The organism is Streptomyces sp. AM 4-1-1 (assembly GCF_029167625.1).
Lineage (GTDB): Bacteria > Actinomycetota > Actinomycetes > Streptomycetales > Streptomycetaceae > Streptomyces.
The window spans coordinates 91,650-111,977 of record NZ_CP119145.1 but is presented as its reverse complement, the minus strand read 5'-3'; the positions used below and the strand labels follow the sequence as shown (position 1 = coordinate 111,977).

The following is a 20,328-nucleotide window of genomic DNA, read 5'->3' as shown; positions in this document are numbered from 1 at the left end:
TCATCTGCTGACCGGAGAGGGCCATCTGGCGCCACATCGCGCCATCCTGCGGTTCATCGACTCGCTGCACGAGGCAGGCGTCGCCGGGATCGTCCGTCCGGCTTGCCCTTGCTGCCACCGAGTTGTCCGCATCGACAAGCCGCTGGACGGTCAGCGGGTCTGCCGCAACTGCATCGCCAAGTCCCGCATCGAAGAATGCGTACGCTGTGGTGCTCGGCGCGAACCGGCCACCCGTGCCCAGGGGCGACCGCTGTGTCCGAACTGCCTGGTCACCGACCCCGCGAACACCGAGATCTGCATCGGCTGCGGCAAACGCCGACGAGTACAGAGCCGCACCGCTGACGGGCCTCTTTGCCCCAACTGTTGTCCCCCGCCCGTCCTGCTCTGCTCGATCTGCGGCCGCACCGCACCCTGCACACTCTCGAAGCGTACCGGCCTGCCCCGCTGCGGCGGCTGCGACAGACGCCCGGCCCACGGCACCGTCTGTGGACGGCTCCTCGGCATCCACTCCGGCACCGCAGATGCTCCCGTCTGCGGCCCCTGCACCAACCCGGACGCCGAGCTCTGGCGCCCATGTCCCACCTGCGGACAGGCCGAACGACTGCACGTTCCTTGCCCATGTCCCCGCTGCACGCTCAAGCAGCGACTCCGCGAGATCCTCGCCGATGGCGCCGGCTCCATACCACCGAAACTGCAGTCTCTCCATGACGCCCTGGCCGACGCCGAACGGGCCGGCACCGCGATGCGCTGGCTCTCCCCAGGGCATAGTCTCCACCGTCCTGTCCGATCTCGGCTCCGGCCGCCGACCCCTCGCCCACGAAGCCCTGGACGAACTCCCCGAAGGCAAGGTCGTCGAACACCTCCGCAGTGTCCTCGTCGCCACCGGCGTCCTGCCCGAACGGGACGAACAGATGGTCCGCCTCGAACGGCACGTGAAAGACTGAAAGACCTCGTCGCCTCCCACGCGACCGTCGAGGGGCGGAAAATCCTGCACCGGTACGCGACATGGCACCTGCTACGCCGGCTTCGCCGACGCAGCCGCGGCAAGGACATCACGCACTATCAGCTCACGGTCGCGCGGCAACATCTGCGGGCGGCCGTCCATCTCCTGAACTGGGTCGAGGACCAGAACCTGACCCCTGCCACCTGCCGACAGACCGACCTCGAACGCTGGATGACCGGAGACGACGCTCGTCTTCGCCAGGAGGCAGGCCACTTCGTGCGATGGGCCCTCTCCCAGAAGATCGCCCGCGATGTCACCTTCCCTGCCGTGCGATGGAACGGCCCCTCCCAGCCGATGGACGAGGAAGCCCGCTGGGGCACCGCCCGCCGCCTGCTGCATGACGACACCCTCAAGCCCGAAGGCCGCCTCGCCGGACTGCTGTTGTTCCTTTATGCCCAGTGGCCCGCAGCGATCTCCCGGCTCACCGTTGACCACATCGAGGACACGAACGGAGCAGCCCGCATCCACCTCGGCGCCGTCCCGGTGGACCTGCCCACACCCGTCGCTGAACTGGCCCTCCAACAGGTCAAGGTTCGCCGCAGCCATGCCGTCCTCGGCCGCACAGAATCGCACTGGCTCTTCCCCGGAGGACAACCCGGCCGACCGATCAGCGCCTGGGCCATGGGTGTACGGCTCCGCGAACTCGGCATCCCGCTCGCACAGACCCGCTCGACCGCCCTGTTTCAGCTCGCCACCGAACTGCCCGCCGCGGTCCTCGCCCGCACCCTTGGCATCGACATCACCGTCGCCGTCAAATGGCAGCGAGCCGCCGCCGGCGACTGGGCCGCCTACGCGGCCGAGATCAGCCACCGCCAGCCGTGATGTCGGCTTTCAAAGCGAATGGAGCAACACAGATGCTGCTACGTGATGTTGAGTATGGCGACGTCGACGCCTACGTCCGTATGCGATGCGACCCGGCCATGATGGTCGAGCTGGGCGGTCCGCTGCCTCGCGAGGGCATGGAAGCGAAGGTCCAACGTGATGTTCAACGGGCGACGGCGGGCACGGACTGGACCAAGATGATCGTGCCCGATGAGGCCGAGCCGGGAGTGGTCGCGGGAACGGTGACCTTGCGGCCTCACGGCGCCGACGCCGACGCCGAGAGCATCTCCGAGATCGGCTGGATGGTGCTGCCGGAGTTCCAAGGACGAGGACTCGGTAAGCAGAGCGTCCGGATGCTGCTTGAGCTGGCCCGCGACGACGGCCGGTGGGGGCTTATACACGCCTTTCCCGCGACATCAAACGCCCCGTCAAACGGTATCTGCCGAGCACTCGGTTTCAGGTTTCTGGACGAGGAAGACGTGCCCTTCGCCGGTCGAGTCCTACGAACCAACCACTGGGCCATCGATCCTCGCACCGATCTGATCTGATACCGGTCCGCAACATGCTGGGGACCCACGCGGAGCCCCTCCCAAGGCAGGGGCATTCAGGAAGTTCCAATACCCGACTCCACCATTACGCCGCCTGGATACGACACGTATCTACCGGGAGGCATACGAGGGGGCCGGAGCCGCTGCCGGGCTGACCGATGATGCGGCCTCCGAGCGAGAAGCCGCGGCCGAGTTCGACGATGACACGGCGGAGGCGATCTGATGCCCGCGACGGTACTTACGGATCGATCCTCCGGGCATCCGGTGCATGTTCAGCGACGGCTCCACGGCGGAGTTCAGGCTGGAGGGGCTGCCCTGCCCGTAGTTGGTGAGTGATCTGCTGACCGGTCTGGTCGAACTGATCCACCCACACGGCAGTCTTGACTCGGCGAACTCGGTCGACCTGTGCTTTCCCCGGTTCGGAACCTCGCCCAAGGGCTGGCCGCGCAGGGGTTCAGCGGCGGGGCCGCGGAACTGGGACGCGGCGTGCTGATCGAGTACCGGATGGCGACCCGCAAGTTCCGCTGGGAGGCGTTTATCCGGCGGATGCTGAGAGGCTTCGACACAGCTACGGGCCGCCTCGATCCCGGAGAGCGGGAGCTGCTGACCGGCCGCGCTTACACCCAGGCTCCGTCTCGGCAGGCACTGCCCCCGTATTCGGAGACCGAATGGGACCGCCTTACGACGCATCTGGCGATGCGCGACCGTCGGACCTGGAGCGGACAGGGACGGGCAACTATCGACCCGAACCACAGTCCCCAGGTGGAGGGCGACCACTATCTGACCGCCGCGACGCCATCCCCGCAGCGGGCGGTGGAGGCGCTCGTCGAGGATGCTCAGCACGACTAGCTGCGAAGAGCTCATCCTCCGGCGGTGATCACAGACGAAGGCGCTGCTGTCCTGGCTCGGGACTACCCGCAGCTGGTCAACGGCCTCCAGCTCGACGAACCGTGGTCGGCGAACTGATCGGCGGGGAACGCGATGTGTTCACCGCGGCGTGCGCTGACCAGATGTCCGGGCTGCACGGCCCCAAGGGCAAGCCGTGTCCGGCCCGGCCGTGGGTGTGTCTGCTCTGTCCACTGGCGGTGTTCGCGCCTCGCCATGCCGCCAACCTCCTGAGGCTGAAGGCGTTCTTCTCCCGGCAGTGGCAGCAGATGCCCGCCGCCCAGTTCATGGCCGTGTTCGGCCCGTACTCCCAGCGGATCGACCAGGTCCTGGACCGATTCGACCCGGTCGTGCTGGCGGATGCTGCTACGGCTGTCGGTGACCATGACGACGAGCTGCCGCTGCGGCCCGAGGAGGCGACACGATGACCACCCTGCACGCGCTCACCTCGTCATCCTCGCCTTCGAGATCGGCCTGGTCGCGCCTACACGCTGAGGTCCACACGGCAGATGCCCCCTCGGCCCCTGCAACCCGGTCAATTCGGTTCCGGAGCCCTTTGACGTCGGGCTTCTCGGCTACATGCGGACCTCAGCGTGCGCATCCCGACTGGTCACACTCCGTCATCGAGCACAGCGAGGCGTCTCTGCTGCTGCTTGCTCAGCTTCTTCTTCAGATCGATGTTCCCGTGGTAGAGGTTGGCTGTCACCGTGGCCAGAGCGTCGAGCTTGCTCTGCAACTCGCTGACCTTCAGGTTGGCTTTCCGGAGTCTTCCCTTGAGTTCAGCGATGGTTTCGTCGCGCTGAACCTCGCCGGGCGTCCGGAGGACTGGTTGCGGGATCAGAGCGTTCCACTCGGCGAGGACGTCCTCGGCCCGGTGGACGCTGGCGTGGCTGACCTGGGCTTCGCGGGCCAGGCTCCTTGGTGAGCGCGCCGTCGCTGTGCCGGGCCTCTCCGGCCAGCAGCCGGGCCATGGCCTCTCGGAGTGTGGCGGCGGTGGCTGCGGACAGCGGCATCAGAGGTTCTCCTTCAGCTTGTCGGTCTGCGCGGTGGCAGAGCGGACTTCCGCGAGGCGCGTCACGGCTTGCTCGCGCAGTGGCCTGGAGAGCTTCTTCTTCAAGAAGTCCACCAAGTCGGCCTCCTCCATGCGCCAGATCCGCTTGTGCGACAAGGTGAGGACGCAATTGCGGCAACGCGATGATTGGCAGGCGCCCAGCAGGGGGCCTGGCCGCGCTGAGCAGAAGGGAGTTGGTTCTGGCACTCGGTGGTGGGCGCATTCCAGAGGCAGTGGTTGACCGTACCCAGGTGGAGGTTCGCGAACTCGTCCCGCAGGAGGGTGATCTCCAGTCGCTCGTCTGCGTCTTGGCCCCGCAGCGTCGGGTTGGCCTCGATGGTCGCGTTGACCTTGTCGAGCCCGGCGTGAAAACGGGCGGCACCAGGGCCGACCGCGATGGCGGCCCCGCTTGGGGCGATCGCTGGCTGAGGTGCTGGAGGATGCCGGTCAGGAGTGATCCGGCGAGGGTGCCGAGGACGGCGACGACAGCGGTAAACACTTCGTGTCTCCCTGAGTGAATGCGGGTTCGGTCAGCAGCCTGGCGCGGTGCTGGGTGTCGGGTTGAGCGCGACGTCGTACTCGAACCGCGGCGAAAGCAGGAACGGCAGGCCGTCGGGAAGACCCACCTCATCCAGCCACGACACCAAGTCGTCGGGCTGTACATCTAAGGAAAGGACACGTGGTCGTGGGCGCGGGCAGGACGCGGCTCACGAAGTGCGCTGTCCACCCAGAGCTGCTCAACACCTGCGGACCCTAACCGGTCAGTGACCGCCTGCTCACAACCGAGCCCGCCCAGCCCCGTGTTTCTGTCGCGGACATCAGGGGCGCCGACGGAACTCGCTGGTCACGACTTGTACGACTGCCTGCGAAGATCCTCTCCCGCGCTGGTCCCCGCGATTTTCCCACGCCTTGAGGTCAAGAGCACACCTACAGTCCACGGGAAGGTCCCTCGCCCCGTGATCCACGAGGTCTGCATCCGGGCAGACCAGCGCCCAGGGCAGAAAGGTCACTCCGGTGTCCCCGCCAGCTCCACCGCCCTGCGGCGCAGGGAGAGGCCGGCCGGAACGACCGCCGAGATCACGGCGAGCGCCGCACAGGCACCCAGGGCCGCCGCGAGCGTCGCCCACGGGATCTCGATGGACGTCCACACCGAGAGCAGGCCCAGCGCGCTCCACATGCCCACCAGGTTGAGCCCGGCGACCAGCGCTCCCAGCAGTCCGCCGACCATGACCACCATCAGCGCCTCGACGCCCACCAGCCGCAGCACCTGCCACCTGGTGGCGCCGGCCAGCCGCAGCACAGCCAGCTCGCGGACCCGGTCGGAGGTCGCCATGACCATCGTGTTGGCCAGCGAGATGCCGGTGTAGAGGAGAGCGATCCCGAAGGCCAGGAGGAACCCCATCCGGGTCGTCCGGTTGGTCTCGGGATACGTCGCTCGCACCCAGGCGTCCCTGGTGAGGACCTCCCCGCCCGACGCCCGCACCGCCTGACGCAGACCGGCGGCCACGGTGCCCGCGTCGGCACCGTCCGCGAGGCGTACGTCGACCCGGTCGACGAACGCCGCGGGGGCGTTGCGCGGGGTGACGTAGACGCCGTTGTTGCCGGTACCGATGGCCATGACCGCGGCGATCTTCAGGGACTTCCTCGTGCCGTCACCGAGCCACACGTCCACCCGCTCGCCCACGGTGTGCTTCTCCCACTCCTCGTTGACGATGATCGAGTCGTCGTCCAGATCGCCCACCTTCCCCGCGGCGAGAGGGAGACGGGCCGTTGCGGCGAGCGGTTCCGGCTCGACGGCCCTGGCATCGGACCTGATGAGCGCCACGCCGTCCTCCAGGACGTACACGGCGCTCGACGAACTCGCCGAGACCTCGGCACCGGACACGGCCCGAAGCCGCTGCGGCGTCGCCTTGTCGAAGCCGGCGTTGCCCGCCGGAGTGACCACGAAGTCGGCGGCCGTCTGATCGCGCACCTCGGTGGCCTTCGCCTCGTTGAGGGTGGCAGTGGCGCCGAGCAGCGAGCCCGCCAGCGCGACCGTGACCAGCACGGGCGCCGCGACGGCGGCGCTGCGGCGGACCCCGGTGGCGGCATTCTCCCGCACCAGCATCCCGCCGGCGCCCGGCAGTTGGGCCGGCAGCCAGGCGATCAGCCGGGCCAGTGGCCGCACCAGCACCGGCGCGAGCAGCGCGACCGCGGTGATCAGCAGCATCGGCCGGCTCACATAGGTCTTGCGCTGCAGCAGGTCGCCCGGGTTCGTCACCAGGGCCAGGGTCAGCGTCACCGCGGCGGTGATCAGCAGGGCCGCGCCGAACAGCCAGCGGCCCCAGGTCATCGGCCGGGTGTCAACGGACGCCTCGCGCAGTGCCTCGGTGGGACCGGTGCGCCCGGCCCGCCAGGACGCGGCCAGCACGCCGCACAGGGCCACGAACAGGCCCGTCCAGAACGCCATGTGATAGGGCCAGGTGTAGCCGCCGATGGTGAACCAGCGGGGCGCAAGGCTCTCGTCGACCGCCCACTCGGCAAGCTTCGGAGCCCCGTAGGAACCGAGCACACAGCCGACGGCCGAGGCGAGCACACCGACCGCGAGCGCCTCGTACACGACCATGCGGCGGATCTGTCCCGGGGTCGCCCCGGCGGTGCGCAGCAGCCCGAACTCGCGGCGCCGTTGGGCCACCGCGAACGCGAAGGTCGAGGCCACCACGAACACCGACACGAATCCGGTGACGCCGCCGGCCGTGCCGAACATGGCGTTCATCGCGGTGAGTGCCTCGCTGTCCCGGTCGGGGTCGGCGTCGGCGTACCGGCGCGCGTCCCCGGTGAGGACCTGGACACCTCCGCTACCGCGTACCGCCTCGCGCACGGCCGCCGCATCGGCGTCGACCACGAGCTGGAGGCTGCGCGGCGACAGTTCGGCGGCGCGGGTGTCGGTGTAGAACACGGCGTTCTCGAAGCCGAGCCCGGCCACGGTGCCGACGACGCGCACCGTGCCGCCGTCGGTCCGCACCCGGGTGCCCGGACGGGCCCAGTCACCGCTGACGACGACCTCGTCCACGGCCTCGGGCGCGCGCCCCGCGTCGAGGTGGTACGGCGCGAAGGCCGCCGTGGACCAGGGGTGGCCCACCAGATCGGCGGGCCCGCCCTCGGCGCGCACGGCGAACGACCGGTCCTCGACGACGGTCCCGAGGTCCCGCAGCTTCACGGCCACGTCGTCGGGCACGGCACGCGGCTGCGCGAGCTTCTGGGTGCGGTCGCCGATCGAGGTGAGCACCTTGATGGTGTCCTGGCCCTTGACGACGACCGGCGCGGCGGCGAACCGCTCCGCCCCCCGGTCGGGAGCGTCCAGCGAGGACGCCAGGGCCAGCCCCATCACGGCGATCAGCGCGACGCCCAGGGAAAGGGCGACGAAACTGCCGACGAAGTTGACCCAGCGGGTACGCAGGGTGCGCAGCGTGGTGCTCAGCACGGCGCCGCCTCGAGCTTGGTCATGCGCGCCGCGATGTCCTCAGCGGAGGCGCCGATCAACTCACCGTTGACCCGGCCGTCGACGAGGAAGACGACGCGGTCGGCGTAGGAGGCCGCGACGGGGTCGTGGCTGACCATGATGATCGTCTGGCTGTCCCGGTCGACCATGCCGCGCAGCAGGGTCAGCACCTCGCGGCTGGTCTGCGAGTCAAGCGCGCCGGTCGGCTCGTCACCGAACAGCACTTCGGGGCGGGTGATCAGGGCGCGGGCCAGGGCAACTCGCTGCTGCTGGCCGCCGGACATCTCCGTCGGGCGGTGCCGCGCACGGTCGCCGAGTCCGACCTGTTCGAGCACCTCGCGCACTTGGGCCTTCTTCGGGCGGCGGCCGGCCAGCCGCAGCGGCAGGGCCACGTTCTGCTCGGCGGTCAGCGAGGGCAGCAGGTTGAACGCCTGGAACACAAAGCCGATGCGCTCGCGGCGCAGCAGGGTCAGCTTGGTCTCGCTCAGCCTGGTCAGCTCGGTGTCGCCCACGGTGACCGAGCCCGACGTGGGCCGGTCCAGGCCCGCGGCGCACTGCAGCAGAGTCGACTTGCCGGACCCGGACGGGCCCATCACGGCGGTGAAAGTCCCCTTCGGGAAGGCGAACGATACCTGGTCGAGGGCGGTGACGGACGTGCCGCCCGAGCCGTACCGCCGGGTTACGGAGCGCAATCGGATCGCGTCGTTGCTCATATGTTCCCCCACCAGTACCTGCTCCTTGGCTCGTTGGTGCCTCAACGAAACCGCGGAAGCCCCTCGTGACGCAGTACGGCCCGAGCGAGACTTGGGGTAGTGCCAGGCATACCCCCGATACGCGCCCTGGACCGATGGCACCGGACCGGTGGGCCACTTACGGTCATGCACATGCACCCTCAGAATGTGTGGCAGGCCATGTCCCGGCCGGGCTTCCTGCTGTCGGCCTGGCCCTGGCGCTCCGCCGCGTATCTGCTCACCGGCGCGGTGACCGGCGTCGCCACCTTGGTGGGGATCGTGACGGTGGCAGCGGTCTGCGGTGCGCTCGCCATCGTCTTGGTGGGGCTGCCCATGCTCGTCGTGGTTGCCCTCAGCGGTATCCCGGTGGCCTGGGTGGAGCGGCGCAGGGTGCGCCTGATCGACCGCAACCCGGTGTCCGGTCGGCACCAGGTGCCGGCCGCGCCGGGACTGTGGGCCTGGCTGACCACCCGGCTGCGCGAGCAGGCGACCTGGCGGGAGCTCGGGTACGCGCTGCTGTTCGCCGGGCTGCTGTGGCCTGTCGACGCCCTGGTGATCACGGTCGCCCTGCTCTTTCCACTGTCCATGGTCGCCACCCCGCTGCTGATGGCCACGGTTGGCGACGGCCACGAGGCGAAGGTGCTCAAGCAGTGGACGGTCACCACATGGCCGACCGCTTTCGGCGTCGCCGTACTGGGCCTGCTCCTGATGGGCCTGTGCGCTTACGTGCTCGGCGTCACGGCGGGCGCCCGCGCCGAGCTGGCCCGGCTGCTGATCACCTCCCGCGAGGGCGAGCTCGGCGCCAAGGTGGTCGAACTGGCCCGCTCCCGCGTCCGGTTGGTGGATGCCTTCGAGGCCGAGCGGCGCCGTATCGAGCGCGATCTGCACGACGGCGCCCAGCAGCGCCTTGTGGCCCTGACGATGGCCCTCGGGCTGGCCCGCCTCGATGCCCCGCCCGGCCCGCTCGCCGACCAGCTGACCAAGGCCCACGAGGAGGCGGGCAAGGCGCTCGCGGAGCTGCGCGAGCTCATCCACGGCATCCATCCCAAGGTCCTCACGGACTACGGCCTCCAAGCCGCGGTCAGCGACGCCGCGGACCGCTGTGTGGTCCCCGTCGACGTCGACCTCGAACTGCCGGGCCGGCCAGCCCAGGCGGTCGAGTCCGCGGCGTACTTCGTGGTCTGCGAGGCGCTGGCCAACGTCGCCAAGCACAGCGGGGCCGACGGCGCGCAGGTGAGCGGCGGTCATCGCGACGGACGCCTGTTCCTCGAGGTGCGCGACGACGGCCGCGGCGGCGCGAATCCCTCGGTGGGCAGCGGCCTCACCGGTCTCGCGGACCGGGTATCGGTCCTTGATGGCAGACTTGCCCTGACCAGTCCGCCGGGTGGACCGACTCTGTTGCGTGTGGAGTTTTCTTGCGAGTTGACCAAGGGGGCCGATCGCTCCGCGTAGTGCTGGCCGAAGACAGCGTGCTGCTGCGGGAAGGGCTAATCGGCCTGCTCAGCCGCTGCGGCCACGAGGTGGTGTCGGCCGTCGGGGACGGGCAGGCACTGGTCGCCGCGGTCGAGGAGCATGCCCCTGACATCGTGGTGACGGACGTACGCATGCCGCCTGGTTTCCAGGACGAGGGCCTGCACGCGGCAGTGCGGCTGCGTGAGAAGCGCCCCACACTGCCGGTCCTGGTCCTCAGTCAGTACGTGCAGCGGACGTACGCTGCCGAACTCCTGGACTCCGGCGACGGATCAGGCGTCGGCTATCTGCTTAAGGACCGGGTCGGCCAGGTCGAGGAGTTTGTAGAAGCGCTGCACAAGGTGGCGGACGGCGGGACGGTGGTCGACCCCGAGGTGGTGCGCCAGTTGCTGCGTCGCCGCCGCGATCCGCTGGAGCAGCTCACCCCGCGCGAACGCGAGGTGCTGGCACTGATCGCCGAAGGCAAGTCCAACGGCGCGATCGCCAAGGAGCTGGTGGTTTCCGAAGCGGCGATCGGCAAGCACATCGGCAACATCCTCACCAAGCTGGACCTGCCTCCGACGGACAAGGCCCACCGCAGGGTCCTGGCCGTCCTCACTTACCTGCGGGCCTGACCCACCGAGCGCACTGGGCCGCCATACCTGGCTGACATCAGCCGCAAGGTACGGCGTCGGCATAAGCCCGTTTTGCCGGTGTTGATACTCGACACGGGCGGTCGGCACTGCCGACCGGGCCGGTGTAGCTGCTGGCCCACGGGTCGGCGGTGCCGTGTTCGACGGGTGGGACCGGCGCGGTGAATCGGATGGTGAGCTGGGCGGTGATGTCGGCGGTGCGGCGGGTGAACTGATCGAAGAGACTCATCGGACGGGCTTCTGGGGAAGGGCGAGGCCGTCTCTCGGCGGTGCGGGGAACGAGGTGGCCGTGCAGGTGGAACACGGTCTGGGTCGCGGACTGTCCTAATTGCTGCCGTTCGACGTCTGCGGTGGCCGTGGTCTGCCCTGGATGGATAGGACCTCGGGCAGCCAGAGGGGCTATTCGATTGCGGACGTAGCCGATGGCTTGGCACGGTTCAGGGCATCATGCGCGTCTGAATCCTGATCTGAGGAGGCACCCTCGTGTCTGTCGTTCCGGAACGTCGTTTTAGCTCTCCTTGGAGGCGGCTTCTCCACCGACGACGATGGTCTGCTGGATGACTGGGTGCTCGATCAGGTGCCCGTTCCTCGCCCCAGGGTGTGCTTCATCCCGACAGCCGGTGGCGACGCCCCCGCCTACATCGAGCAGTTCTTCGGGGCGTACCAGTCACGTCCCTGCGAGCCCAGCGTCTTGCGGGTCTGTCAAACGAGCGGCTCTGTCTCACATTCGGTGGTGACTCTGCGTGGTGTTATCCGAGGAGGATGCGGTGGCGAAGGAGGGTGAAGCCTGCTCGTCCGTGCATCTGGCGGGCAATCCGCTTGGTCTTGGTGTTGACGCCCTCGGTCGGGCCGTTGCTGTACGGGAGTGTGAATGCGGCGATCACAGCGTCGCGGTCTCGCTCGAGAGCGCGGGTGAAGGCGTGCAGATACGGCAGATCGGCCGCGCGGACCTGGGCGACCCATCGGTCGAGTGCATCGGCGTTTTCTGGCTGAGGCTTCAGAAGTAGAGCGAAGGTCCGGATGTGGGTTGCCAGTTGGGTCAACTCGGGGCAGGCGGCGGTGAGCCGGGCCAGGAGGTCGTGGTGCTCGGCCTTGAGGTTGTCGGGCCTGGTGAGGAGCATCCGGGCGAGTCTGCGTGCGGAGATATGGCTGCGGTCGGCGTCCGCGCGCCCTTGGTTGATGTACTTGTGCAGGAGGTTGAGGCAGCCCGTGAAGCCAAGGGCCTTGATCTCTCCGAAGAGGTGCTGGACGGGGACGGCGGGGTCGTCAGCCCGGCGTTTGCGCAGGTGCTCGCGGTAGGGATCGACGAGGCTGGCGCGGTATTTCGGGACGCGGAGCATCCGCTCGGGCCGGTCGGCTCGGGCATAGCGTTTGACGGTATTCAGGGCCAGATGCAGACGGCGGCCGCACTCGAGGAGACCCACGCCCTGGTCGAGGAGGTCGTGAATCTGGTGCCAGCGCTCCAGGGTGGTCCGTGCGCGGGGCCCGTCATACAGGGGCGCCTCCAGCACGGTGGCCCAGCAGGTGCTGTGCGCCTTGATCTCGCTCAGGGCGGCTTCGCACAGGTTGTGCCATAAATGCCGGCGGTCACCGACCTGCACTGCATCGGGCAGAGCGCGGCGGATGGCCTCGGCGTAGGTCGCCGAGCCGTCACGGCACACGATCTCGACGCTCCGATGTTCGCGCAGCCAGGCTTCCAGAGTGTCAGCCGTGCGGTCGGGCAGCACGTCGATCCGCTCATGGGTCTCGGCGTCGATCACCACGGTGGCATAGCGGTGCCGCCGGCGCAGAGCGAAATCGTCGACGCCGATCACGCGGGGCGCCCGTCCCGTGGGCAACGGAATCCGCAACAGGGCCCGCAGAGCCGTGTGACGCGACAGGCCTACCGCGAGTATCGCCAGTACGCGCGCCCCTGCCCGGCCCGCTAACTCCTTGACTACCGCCTTGACCTGCGCGGTCAGGCGGGTGGTGCGTCGCTGATAACGCTCCAGCACCCCGGGCACCTGCTCGCGGAAGGTGTGACGGCAGCCGTGTGTCGGACAGACCAGACGCCGCACCCGTACACGGACCACCACTCGTCGGCCGTCGACCGGTACGTCGGCCACGGTCCGCCAGTGATACCCGTGAACGCGCCCCGACGAGGCCCCGCACACGGGGCAGGGCGCGGTCTTCTGCGGAGTCCGCGCCCTCACCACGACCCGCTCGCCCTCGTCGACCACATCCTCAATGACCAGCGGAGATATCCCCGCAAATACCATCTGCGCAAGCTGGTTGACATCCATCACATCGATGTCAACGACACTCACAACGCAGAGTCACCACCGAATGTGAGACAGAGCCGCACGTTTTACAGGCCCGGCATACCACCAACAACGACCAGAATGTCCCTAAGTTACCGGCATTGTCTCTAGCCTCGATCTTTCGTGAGGGTCCGCCGACGGAGTCGGTGGGCCCTTTCGCGTTCCGGAGCTGATGGTGGGCAGGTCGGCGGCCCGGCTTTCGCGTCGGGTGGGCGCCGGGTTCCACTGCCGGGGCGGGTGATGTTGTCGTGGGGTCGATGGACGTTGCTGGTCAGCCGGGGTTGGGCAGGAGCGCGAGTCGTTCGAGTGCGGCGGTGATCTCGCCGGTCCAGGGCCAGTGCCGGGCGAGGCGGAGGATGCGGCGCCGACCGGTGGTGACGGGTTGTCCGGCTGCGGAGAACAGGCGGAATCGCAGACGGCGGGGTTCCCAGAGGCGGACCTTGCCGCTGCAAGACCGTGAGGTCACGCACCGGCGCCGCGAACTCCTCGCTCCGCCCCGCCGGACTCCGCCCGGCCCCGACGGAGCTGGCGACAACCCGGGTAGTCCGCTCGCACCGCCGCGGGCGGGGCCTCGCTCACCGGCGAGACGCCGGGCCTGCCGGCCCAGGCGGACGCCGCCAGCTCGGCTCGCTCGCGCCAGGGCAAAAGCACGCCGAGCTCGCGTACCACGTCCAACGGACCGGCACAGGTGTGCACCGCCGCCAACCAGCCGGTTTGGGGCTGCCCGCCACCGACCGCAGCGCGTCCTGCGGCCTGCCCGCCGGGACGTTGCCGCCCCTTCAGCCCAAGGTGCAGTGGTCGGCGCAAGGTTCTCAGACCTCGCAGGCCGCAAGCACGGACCGGATCACCGGATCGTGGCTGTGCAGAGCGATCAGCGGGCCCCGCCACACAGCTTGACGTCACCGTGCGGCGCCACCGTCGAGAAGGCATCAGAGCAAGCTGTACAGAAGGCCGACCGGTTGGCCCCCGCTCCCGTACCTCCCCGCCTGCTGTGAGCGGCTGAACACGACCCTTCCTCTCACCGTCCGGACAGGAGAATACGAAGGGTTAGGTTTCTGGGTGGATAAGGAGATGCGATGGGACAGCATGGTGACGGCAAAGGCGGTTCCGAGGGCGACAAGAGGCAGTCGCCCAAGGAGTCGGACGGCCAGTGGAGCGGGCCGGTGAGCAACCCGCCCAAGAAGAAGTGACCCGGCTGTGAGCTCGCCCGCGTCGTTGCTGGACGCTCTGCGGAAGAAGGGCGTGCCCATTGCGCCTTGGGGGGACGCCGTCGCCGACGTACGACGGGACCTTTTCATTCCCGAGGACATCGAGGTCGGGGACGAGGCCATCTCGCGCACCACTTCCCCGGCCAGATGGCTGGAGGCGGTCTACAGCGACGTTTCGATCACCACCCAGGTCAACGACGGCCGCTCCACAGCCCACGACGAGTACCGTCTGCCGACGTCATCGAGTTCGCAGCCGTCCGTCATGCTGGAGATGCTGTCCCTGCTGGACGCACGCGAGACCGACCGGATTCTTGAACTGGGCGCCGGCACGGGCCTGAACGCCTCCTGGCTCGCCCACCGCCTCGGCTCTTCCCACGTCGTCTCCGTCGAGATCGACACGGTGCTCGCCGAGCAGGCGGCCAAGAACGCCGCAGCGGCAGGCCTCTCGCCACTGATCGTGCACGGCGACGGCACCCGGGGCTGGCCACCCGGCGCCCCCCACCAGCGGGTCATCGCCACCTACGCGGTCACGGAGATTCCCTACGCCTGGGTGGAACAGGCCCGACACGGCCGGATCGTCGCGCCCTGGGGAGGATCGTTCTTCCCGTACTCTTCGCCGTCGTCGACATTCGAGACGGCCGCGCGCACGGCACGTTCACCGGCTACCCGGCGTTCATGCGGTCCCGCAACTCCCGCCCCGCGCGTGGCTACCTGAACGACTTCCTGCACCATCGCAAGGACGCCACCGAGACCACGACCAGCCTCTCGCCCCTCGCGATCGCGCAGGACGCCGATGCCCTGTTCTTCGCCGGCCTCGCGCTGCCGGACGCCTGGCACCTGCCCATCACCGCAGACGACGACAGTGGCGAGATCACCTTCTGGATCCTCGCGGACGACCAGAATTCCTGGGCCTCGGCCGACTACATGCCCGACCGGCAGGAGTATCCCGTTGCGCAGTACGGGCCCCGCAGGCTGTGGGACGAGGCCCTGGCCGCCTACCGCACCTGGGACGACCTCGGCCGCCCGGCCCGCGACCGGGCAGGCCTGTCTGTCACGTCTCAAGGGCAGCGGATCTGGCTCGACACCCCCGACAACGTTCTTCCCGATTCGCTGAGCGCGCATCCTCTCATCTGATCCGCCACACCAGCCTGACCGAGAACGGCACCCGCCCGCTTCACCGAACGCTGCCCCGTCCCCGCTTGGACCAGCCACGGCCACGCCGCGCCCGTTGGTCGCGCCCGGCCCCGCACCATGGCAGGCGGAGCCCGTCCGGGTGCCGTCACCCTTCCCTTTGCGGGCGAAGCTGCATGGATGAAACGCCCAGCTCGCGCGCAGGGCCCACCCGCCATGGCCATGGTCTGACACCGAAGGAGGCATATTCGTCTGCATGCGGGCTCCGCCTACGCCATCAAGCACCCCGGTCGGCTCTGGGCAGCAGCACCTCGACGGCCGCCGCCACCTTGTTGATGCTCCCGGCGTCCCATCCGCGCCCTCGGGGCGCGGCGCAGGCACCAGCTTGCCGAAGAGACGCGGGCCCAGCCCCGTGAACGGGGCTGTCCAGGACGGCTTCGACGCCGTGATCACGCCAGACATCGCAAGACCAGGTCATCGCGTCAGATCATCAGGTCGTCTTTTGCGCGACCGCCTTACGCACGTGCTCAAGCCGGAGCCGGTTCTCCTCCAGCCACCCGGACGCCACGTCCACGGGTACCTGCACTGCAATCTGCGTCGATGGCGAGTCGTGCACAGTCACCTCCACCGGATCCTCGGGAAGCACAGACAACCACGCACTACGGCCGCCGGGTGGCCACTCGGCTCCCTCCTCGGCCTCAAGAGCATCGAGACAACGGCCCCATGCATCCAGATCCCCGTCTGAAACGTGCAGTCCGACAGTGCCGTTGACGAAGCCGCTCTCCAACACGATCTCGGCCGCGTAGTACCTCTCTTCCCCTGTCACGATCGGTACATCACACGCGACCCGGAGGGTCACGCTCTGCACGCCGTCAGCGAATCGGAAGAGCTCCAAGATGTGTGCATCGTCGATCACGACCACCTCATAGACCAGTGAGCGAACAAGACACTCCGATCCTCTCGCACCCCGGTTCACAACGATGGATGTGGGGTGCGCGACTCAGACACGCTACGGCAGCTGGCGGTTTCCCGCCTTGTGTGAAGGCCCGCCAAAGCCCCTTCCCCCGTGGGCTTCTCACCTACGGGCGGGGCCTGCATTGCCGAGAGCACATCCATCCAGGCGCTGCACGCGCCCCGCGGAGACGACCGGCACCGGCGATGCCACGCAACGGCTGCTCGCCGCGTCGCTCCGCGGGGGAGTCTGCCGTCTACGGTTTGCGGGCGACGAACCCCCACTGGTCCACCGCCGTCGCACCGCTTGCTTCCGGCCGCCACAGAGAGACCGGCCCGAACCCGGGCTCGACCATCTCCATGCCCTCCGCGCTCGCCGTGATCTCGTCCCGGTGCCGCACCCAGTACGCCGGGGTGTCTCCTGCCGCGTACGCCTCCTGCGCCGCCACCGTGGCCGGTGTCGAGATCGTGTCGCAGAGCACCAGATAGCTTCCGGACACCAGCGGCGCCATGTACCGGCGCAGCAGGTCGACGCCTGCTGCCGGTTCGACGTGTCCCAGCGTGGACAGCACCATCACCGCCACCGGCTGCGACAGATCGAGCGTCTCGCGAGCCTCACGGAGCACCTGCTCCGTATCCATGAAATTCTGGGCGATATACTGCGTTCGTCCCTGCGGGGTGCTCGTCAGCAGCGCCCGTGCGTGTGCCAGAACCAACGGATCGTTGTCCACGTACGCGATGCGCGCAGCCGGATTACTGGCCTGTGCCACTTCGTGGGTGCTGCCGGCGACCGGCAGCCCCGTACCGATGTCGAGGAACTGACCGATTCCGGCTTCCGCCGCCAGGTGGCGCACCGCGCGCGTCTGGAAGCCTCGGGAAGCGCGCGCCAGTTCCTGTGCCTGCGGGTACACGGCTATGACGTCGTCGCCGAGACGGCGGTCGACCTCGTAGTAGTCCTTGCCGCCGATCCAGTAGTTCCACACCCGCGCGGAATGCGGAGCATCCGTCCGTAATACTGCCGCATCGAACGTGTCTTGCTGACTCATCACATGCTCCTCGTCGTGGTGAGAGCGAAGCCCTTCGGGGCGCCGCGAATACGTAACCCTACCGATGGGGCAGCAGGACGCCCATGCGGCAAACTCCCGGCGCTCTACGCGTGTGCGGGTACTGCGCCGCGAAGCCACAGGGTTCCGTCTGCTCTCGCTGCGAGAAGACGAAGCCCATCCACTTCCGGGACGAGAACGGTGACGGCCTCTGTCAGCCCTGTTGGGCCGGTGACCAACGGAACCGGCAAGTCTGCGTCGAGTGCGGCAACCGACGCCGCGTCTACGGGCGCACCGAGACCGGGCCCGGTCTGCCTGCAATGCCGGACGCGCCCCGAGCGCACGTGCGCCATCTGTGGACGTACTGGCCCGGGAACCCATCTCCCGCGCTACGGGAAAGCCGCTGTGCGACCTGTGCAAGGGGCACTGGATCGTCTGCTCCGGGTGCGGTGACAACAGCCTTGTCCGCGGCGGGACACTCAAGAAGCCGCTGTGCGCCCGCTGCGTCAACCCCGAACCGGACTTCTGGAAACGGTGCCGCATCTGCAACACGACGTGGCAGCTGACGACCGCGCCCTGCACCCGGTGCAGTCTTGCCGCCCGCCTGCGCAAGGTCTTCGCCGCCGACGACGGCACCATCGCGCCCGAACTCGACCGGCTCCGTGAGCGCCTGGTCCAGGTCGACCGCCCGATCTAGCGATCACCTGGCTGCGGAAGACCGGGGTGGGCAGGGCGTCGTCGTGGAGGAGGCGTCGGGCGTCGGCCCAGCGCTTCTCGCTGTCGATTGTGCCGAGTGGGCCTGTCCAGCGGACGGTGCTGTAGGTCAGGCCACGGGCATGCCTGTGCTGTACCGACCAGCGGACGAAGTGGCCTGTCTCGTCGCGATAGCTCGCCGTGGGGCCAGCCATCCACCGTTCCAGGTCCGCCTGGGTGCAAGTCCCCAGCGTCAGCCCAGGAAGGTGAAGGCTGCCGCAAGTCGCAGCGGATCAGCTCTCCTGCGCACACAATCGGACGAGTGAGCGACGTAGAGCACGAGACAGCGTCCGTCTTCCTCTTCGCCCGGTTCGGGACGAGCTGGAGGTTCTGCCTGATCTCCCGTTCGCGGGTCGGCGGCCAACTCGCCGCCGGCGGACACGTCGAACACGGCGAAGGACCGCAACAGACGGCCGTTCGAGAGGCGCGGGAGGAGGCTCGGCTCCTGGCCCCGTTGCCGCCTGCTGGCTACCCGTACCCGGTCGCGCCGACGGCCTGGCACGTCGCGGAGATCCCCGCTGCGGCGGACAGCCGCTGCCCGCACCGTCACCTCCACCGCGACCACATCTTCATCGGCGTGGCCGACCGCCTCCTTCACCCCGTCGCCGAACCGAACACGCCGTCCACCGGGTGTCCGCCGCAGACCTGCTGGACCTCGAGATCCCGAGCGACACCCTGGTGATGGGCCGCGCACTGTCCGACGACATCGAGTCTGCCGCCGCACTGCGACATCCGCCGGCCCGCGACGACAACCTGGCCGCCGAACTCCTGCAACGCCAGGAAACCGATCAGGCCCTCCGCACGCTGCTGCCAGCCCTGCGCTCCGCTGACTGGAGCGATGCGGTCGCCCGCATCGACGAGGCCAACACGGCGCGGCTGCGCGATATCATCGCGATCCACGGCTGGCCCGGAGATGCGCTGGTCGGCCTGCGGGCGGCTTCGGCAGCGTGGCTGATCGCCCACACGCCGACCGGGATGCCGGCTTCCAACAGGCGTGCCTGGACCTGCTCGCGGCCAGCGTGACCGCTGGCGACGCCGCCCCACGGCACGGCGCGCTCCTGGAGGACCGGGTACTCGTGGCTCAGGGGCTTCCCCAGATTTTCGGCACACAGCTGATCCCTGGGCCGGACGGGGCGCTGGTCCCGCACCCTGTGCAAGAGCCCGACGCCGTCGACGAGTTGCGTGCTGCCTGGGGGTTCGACCCGTTGGAGGAGTACATCGAGCGCGTGACCGCGAGCCATCAGTGACGAGCGACCAGGCATGCACCTCCCGTGAGCCGACTTAACGTATGCCCGGTACGGGCAAGGCGCGCGAATTCACGGGGTTTCACGCTTTCGCTGAGAATTTCACGCTCTTCACGCCGCTGGCGACTGGGCTGGCGGCCGGGGCCACGGTGTGCTGGTCCTGCTTGAGGAAAAGCAGGATCCGGCCGGGAGGGCGTTGAATTGACTGCGCATGCGGAGGAGAAGGCCGACGAGGCCGCCATGTGGGGCGATATGCCGGTGCCCCCGGTCGATCAGCTCACGGGGGAGCCGGAGAAGGCGGTGCGCTACGGCGCGGATCCGCTGGTGCGTGAGGGCTGGGCGACGCTGGTCGGGGTGCTCGGGCCGGATGAGGCGCTGCGGTTCGCTTGCGAGACTGGGCTGCTGTGGCTGCGGCCGGATGTCGCCGCGGCCGGGGCTGCGGGGGAGGTGATCGAGCGGGTCGCCGGCGCTCGCTTTGTTCCGGTCGGCGCGTGCGCGGTGCGTCTGGACCGGGGCGGGGTGCGGGCGTTGTGGTGGTGGCAGTTGACGCGGGCGACGGCCGAGCGGCTGCTGCTGCTGGACGCCGTGGCGGCGCTGGGGCCCGGACTGCTGGTGCTCTACCGCCATCCGCAGGGCGACCCGGCCGTACGGTTGACGCGGTTGAAGGGCGGCAACGACCCGGCGGGCCGGCCGCGGGACTCGCTGCGGTCGGTGGCGGGCAGCCCGAACCGGCTGCTGACGATGGTGCACACCAGCGACGACCCGCTGGACGTGGTGCGCGAGCTCGCGGTGTTCCTGACCTGGCAGGAGCGGGCCGAGCTGGTGGCGTCCGCATGGGCCAGCGGCCCCGGCGGCTCGTCGGTGATCGAGACGCCGCTTGCGGCGGTGCGGTCGGCCTACCCGGGGTGTCCTCCGGCTCCGCCGGGTGCCAGGCGGGTGCCGGGATGGCGGGGCGAGGCGTTCGCGGCGCTGGTCCGGGACATCGCCGTTCCGCAGACGCCGCAGCGGTGGGCGGCGGTCAGGGACTGGTCGCGCCGGGCGCCGCTGCTGAACGACGGGTCGGGGCGGTGAACTG

Annotated in this window: 20 protein-coding genes and 3 pseudogenes; 14 read left to right on the top strand and 9 right to left on the bottom strand. The window is 69.0% G+C overall.

Going from position 1 to position 20,328, the window contains the following annotated elements; genetic code table 11:
• The first annotated feature begins 704 nt into the window (after positions 1 to 704).
• The 5 genes from PZB75_RS00555 (at position 705) to PZB75_RS00535 (ending at position 3,686) form a co-directional block, all read left to right on the top strand.
• Entirely contained in the window at positions 705 to 944 is a 240-nt protein-coding gene (locus PZB75_RS00555; RefSeq protein WP_275533279.1) for a hypothetical protein, read from the top strand.
• Positions 945 to 1,174: 230 nt separating this feature from the next.
• On the top strand, positions 1,175 to 1,825 hold the full coding sequence (locus PZB75_RS00550; protein WP_275533278.1) for a hypothetical protein: 651 nt from the start codon (positions 1,175 to 1,177) through the stop codon (positions 1,823 to 1,825).
• 32 nt (positions 1,826 to 1,857) lie between these two features.
• Positions 1,858 to 2,373, top strand: a complete 516-nt coding sequence (locus PZB75_RS00545; protein ID WP_275533277.1) for a GNAT family N-acetyltransferase — start codon at positions 1,858 to 1,860, stop codon at positions 2,371 to 2,373.
• A gap of 405 nt (positions 2,374 to 2,778) precedes the next feature.
• The gene (locus PZB75_RS00540) at positions 2,779 to 3,222 is read left to right on the top strand and encodes a hypothetical protein (RefSeq protein ID WP_275533276.1); all 444 of its coding nucleotides are present in this window, start codon (positions 2,779 to 2,781) and stop codon (positions 3,220 to 3,222) included.
• A gap of 101 nt (positions 3,223 to 3,323) precedes the next feature.
• Entirely contained in the window at positions 3,324 to 3,686 is a 363-nt protein-coding gene (locus PZB75_RS00535; protein ID WP_275533275.1) for a hypothetical protein, read from the top strand.
• Between the two features lie 182 nt (positions 3,687 to 3,868).
• On the opposite strand, the gene PZB75_RS00530 is transcribed toward PZB75_RS00535, so the two are convergent.
• The 3 genes from PZB75_RS00530 to PZB75_RS00520 all read right to left on the bottom strand — a co-directional run bounded on the left by PZB75_RS00530 (position 3,869) and on the right by PZB75_RS00520 (position 8,503).
• Complete coding sequence (locus PZB75_RS00530) at positions 3,869 to 3,994, bottom strand: hypothetical protein (RefSeq protein ID WP_275533274.1); 126 nt, start codon at positions 3,992 to 3,994, stop codon at positions 3,869 to 3,871.
• A 1,321-nt stretch (positions 3,995 to 5,315) separates the two neighbouring features.
• Positions 5,316 to 7,772 carry an FtsX-like permease family protein gene (locus PZB75_RS00525; RefSeq protein ID WP_275533273.1) on the bottom strand — a complete coding sequence of 819 codons (2,457 nt, stop codon included), beginning with the start codon at positions 7,770 to 7,772 and terminating at the stop codon, positions 5,316 to 5,318.
• Positions 7,766 to 8,503, bottom strand: a complete 738-nt coding sequence (locus PZB75_RS00520; protein ID WP_275538526.1) for an ABC transporter ATP-binding protein — start codon at positions 8,501 to 8,503, stop codon at positions 7,766 to 7,768. The genes PZB75_RS00525 and PZB75_RS00520 overlap by 7 nt, the downstream gene beginning before the upstream one ends.
• 198 nt (positions 8,504 to 8,701) lie before the next feature.
• Between PZB75_RS00520 and PZB75_RS00515 the strand changes: the two genes are divergently transcribed.
• The gene (locus PZB75_RS00515; protein ID WP_275538525.1) at positions 8,702 to 9,973 is read left to right on the top strand and encodes a sensor domain-containing protein; all 1,272 of its coding nucleotides are present in this window, start codon (positions 8,702 to 8,704) and stop codon (positions 9,971 to 9,973) included.
• Positions 9,973 to 10,605 carry a response regulator transcription factor gene (locus PZB75_RS00510; RefSeq protein WP_275533272.1) on the top strand — a complete coding sequence of 211 codons (633 nt, stop codon included), beginning with the start codon at positions 9,973 to 9,975 and terminating at the stop codon, positions 10,603 to 10,605. Before PZB75_RS00515 ends, PZB75_RS00510 begins: the two co-directional genes overlap by 1 nt.
• Before the next feature lie 37 nt (positions 10,606 to 10,642).
• On the opposite strand, the gene PZB75_RS00505 is transcribed toward PZB75_RS00510, so the two are convergent.
• The gene (locus tag PZB75_RS00505; protein WP_275533271.1) at positions 10,643 to 10,852 is read right to left on the bottom strand and encodes a hypothetical protein; all 210 of its coding nucleotides are present in this window, start codon (positions 10,850 to 10,852) and stop codon (positions 10,643 to 10,645) included.
• Positions 10,853 to 11,110: 258 nt separating this feature from the next.
• Between PZB75_RS00505 and PZB75_RS00500 the strand changes: the two are divergent.
• Positions 11,111 to 11,323 (top strand): annotated as a pseudogene (locus tag PZB75_RS00500) (Type 1 glutamine amidotransferase-like domain-containing protein); the annotation flags it as partial.
• A 49-nt stretch (positions 11,324 to 11,372) separates the two neighbouring features.
• Here the strand turns inward: PZB75_RS00500 and PZB75_RS00495 are convergent.
• Both PZB75_RS00495 and PZB75_RS00490 read right to left on the bottom strand, forming a co-directional pair.
• Positions 11,373 to 12,914 carry an ISL3 family transposase gene (locus PZB75_RS00495; RefSeq protein WP_275538524.1) on the bottom strand — a complete coding sequence of 514 codons (1,542 nt, stop codon included), beginning with the start codon at positions 12,912 to 12,914 and terminating at the stop codon, positions 11,373 to 11,375.
• A gap of 280 nt (positions 12,915 to 13,194) precedes the next feature.
• A pseudogene (locus tag PZB75_RS00490) lies at positions 13,195 to 13,371 on the bottom strand (IS1380 family transposase); the annotation flags it as partial.
• A gap of 749 nt (positions 13,372 to 14,120) precedes the next feature.
• Here PZB75_RS00490 and PZB75_RS00485 point away from each other — a divergent pair.
• Together PZB75_RS00485 and PZB75_RS00480 are read left to right on the top strand one after the other, a co-directional pair.
• Entirely contained in the window at positions 14,121 to 14,846 is a 726-nt protein-coding gene (locus PZB75_RS00485; protein ID WP_275533270.1) for a methyltransferase domain-containing protein, read from the top strand.
• Complete coding sequence (locus PZB75_RS00480; RefSeq protein WP_275538923.1) at positions 14,807 to 15,265, top strand: hypothetical protein; 459 nt, start codon at positions 14,807 to 14,809, stop codon at positions 15,263 to 15,265. Before PZB75_RS00485 ends, PZB75_RS00480 begins: the two co-directional genes overlap by 40 nt.
• Positions 15,266 to 15,613: 348 nt before the next feature.
• On the opposite strand, the pseudogene PZB75_RS00475 reads toward PZB75_RS00480, so the two are convergent.
• The 3 genes and pseudogenes from PZB75_RS00475 to PZB75_RS00465 all read right to left on the bottom strand — a co-directional run.
• Positions 15,614 to 15,724 (bottom strand): annotated as a pseudogene (locus PZB75_RS00475) (IS5/IS1182 family transposase); the annotation flags it as partial.
• Positions 15,725 to 15,752: 28 nt separating this feature from the next.
• Positions 15,753 to 16,178, bottom strand: a complete 426-nt coding sequence (locus tag PZB75_RS00470; protein ID WP_275533269.1) for a DUF5959 family protein — start codon at positions 16,176 to 16,178, stop codon at positions 15,753 to 15,755.
• A 292-nt stretch (positions 16,179 to 16,470) separates the two neighbouring features.
• Entirely contained in the window at positions 16,471 to 17,259 is a 789-nt protein-coding gene (locus PZB75_RS00465) for an SAM-dependent methyltransferase (RefSeq protein WP_275533268.1), read from the bottom strand.
• 352 nt (positions 17,260 to 17,611) lie between these two features.
• On the opposite strand from PZB75_RS00465, the gene PZB75_RS00460 reads away from it, so the two are divergent.
• From PZB75_RS00460 to PZB75_RS00445, 4 genes are all read left to right on the top strand, one after another.
• Positions 17,612 to 17,953: a hypothetical protein gene (locus PZB75_RS00460; protein ID WP_275533267.1), complete on the top strand. Its 342-nt coding sequence runs from the start codon at positions 17,612 to 17,614 to the stop codon at positions 17,951 to 17,953.
• A gap of 686 nt (positions 17,954 to 18,639) precedes the next feature.
• The gene (locus PZB75_RS00455) at positions 18,640 to 19,032 is read left to right on the top strand and encodes a DUF6624 domain-containing protein (protein ID WP_275533266.1); all 393 of its coding nucleotides are present in this window, start codon (positions 18,640 to 18,642) and stop codon (positions 19,030 to 19,032) included.
• Positions 19,029 to 19,256: a DUF6624 domain-containing protein gene (locus PZB75_RS00450; RefSeq protein ID WP_275533265.1), complete on the top strand. Its 228-nt coding sequence runs from the start codon at positions 19,029 to 19,031 to the stop codon at positions 19,254 to 19,256. The genes PZB75_RS00455 and PZB75_RS00450 overlap by 4 nt, the downstream gene beginning before the upstream one ends.
• A 198-nt stretch (positions 19,257 to 19,454) precedes the next feature.
• Positions 19,455 to 20,324, top strand: a complete 870-nt coding sequence (locus PZB75_RS00445; RefSeq protein WP_275533264.1) for a nucleoside-diphosphate kinase — start codon at positions 19,455 to 19,457, stop codon at positions 20,322 to 20,324.
• Positions 20,325 to 20,328: the final 4 nt, after the last annotated feature.